Here is a 1,576-nt window from a genome sequence, read left to right on the forward strand (position 1 = left end):
CGTTATCGGGTGCCGCACCGTGTCTCAATGAGGCTCACCCAGCGACAAGCCTGCAAAAAAGCCTGACGGCCGCCACCCGGAGGTGACGGCCGTCAGGAACAGGTCAGCGAGCGGTCAGCTCTCTTCCTTGTCGAGGATCGAGCGCAGGCGCTTGGGCGCCGCGACGTCCTCGGAGGAGGGCTCGTGGTCATCGTTGCCCGACAGAGCCTCAAGCTGCTGGCTGAAGTAGCTCTTGAGGCGCGAGCGGTACTCACGCTCGAACGAACGAAGGTTCTCGACCTCGACCTCGAGCTTGTCGCGCTCCTTCTCGAGATCGCCGAAGAGCTGCGTACGGCGCTCGGCGGTCTCGGTGTCGAGCATCTGGGCGCGCGAACGAGCGTCAGCCTCGAGGCGGTCGGCGCGACCCTTGGACTCGTGGTCGAGTCGCTCGGCCTTGGTGCGGGCCTCTCCGACGATCTTGTCGGCGTCGTTCTTGGCCTCGTCGACGAGCTCGTCGGCGTTGCGGGTAGCGATCTCCAACAGCCGGGCAGCAGCGTTGGACGCCTGCGGAACGGTCTCGACGCGAATCGTCTCGACGGGCGTCTCGACAGCGGCGACCACCGGAGCGGCAGGCGCCTCCGGCTTCGGCTCGGGAGCCGCGGCCGGCTCGGGAGCACGGACCGGCTCGCTCTGCGGCGCCTGGACCGGGATCGGCCCCGTCACGGTCGAGCCGGACTGCGCGGCGGCGAGCTTGGTACGGAGATCGTTGTTCTCCGAGGTCAGCCGCGCGAGCTCGGCCTCGACCTCGTCGAGGAACTGATCGACCTCGCCCATGTCGTAGCCCTCACGGAGCCGGACGGGAGTAAATCGCTTGTTACTCACGTCCTCAGGCGTCAGCGGCATGACTTCACCCAATTCATTGGTCGTTGTTGGAAGGTCTGTGATGGAACGGTCTGGAGCACTTTAGCGCCTAGGTGGGGCTGGTGTGACCTGGCATCGCCCATGGGACATGGCTGTCACCCATCAGCACCGGGATCAGCGTGGCCCACAGGCGATCAGGTGAGGTACTGGCCCACCAGGTTGAGCAGGATGTAGGCACCGATGAACACGATCAGGAAGCTCAGGTCCAGGGCGAAGTTGCCCAGACGCAGCGGCGGAATCACCTTCCGCAAGGCCTTGATCGGCGGGTCGGTGATCGAGTAGACGGTCTCGAGGACGATCAGCAGAATCCCTCGCGGGCTCCAGGAGCGCGCGAAGACCTGCACCCAGTCGACGATGAAACGAATCCACATACAGCCGATGAACGCGAACAAGATGCCGTGGAGAATCTCTCCGAGGACCTGCAACGGATAGACCGTCCTAGCTCTGGTTGAAGAAGCCGCCCTCGACGATTCGCTGCTTGTCTTCGGCAGCAACCGAGACGTTGGGCGGCGAGAGCAGGAACACCTTGGCGGTGATGCGCTCGATGGTGCCACGTGTGGCAAACACCAGCCCGGCAGCGAAGTCGACGAGACGCTTGGCGTCGGTGTCGTCCATCTCGGAGAGGTTCATGATGACCGGGGTCCCCTCGCGGAAATTCTCCCCGACGTTGCGCGCG

At 64.7% G+C, this 1,576-nt stretch carries 3 protein-coding genes; all 3 read right to left on the reverse strand.

Going from position 1 to position 1,576, the window contains the following annotated elements; all coding sequences use genetic code 11:
- Positions 1–114: 114 nt before the first annotated feature.
- Complete coding sequence (locus tag VOI19_RS19295) at positions 115–882, reverse strand: DivIVA domain-containing protein (RefSeq protein WP_323794545.1); 768 nt, start codon at positions 880–882, stop codon at positions 115–117.
- Between the two features lie 152 nt (positions 883–1,034).
- Positions 1,035–1,325: a YggT family protein gene (locus tag VOI19_RS19300; RefSeq protein ID WP_323794546.1), complete on the reverse strand. Its 291-nt coding sequence runs from the start codon at positions 1,323–1,325 to the stop codon at positions 1,035–1,037.
- A 13-nt stretch (positions 1,326–1,338) separates the two neighbouring features.
- The coding region (locus VOI19_RS19305) for a cell division protein SepF (RefSeq protein ID WP_323794547.1) at positions 1,339–1,576 on the reverse strand (238 nt) is incomplete at its 5' end.

It is taken from the genome of Nocardioides sp., assembly GCF_034670285.1.
Taxonomy (GTDB): Bacteria; Actinomycetota; Actinomycetes; order Propionibacteriales; family Nocardioidaceae; genus Nocardioides.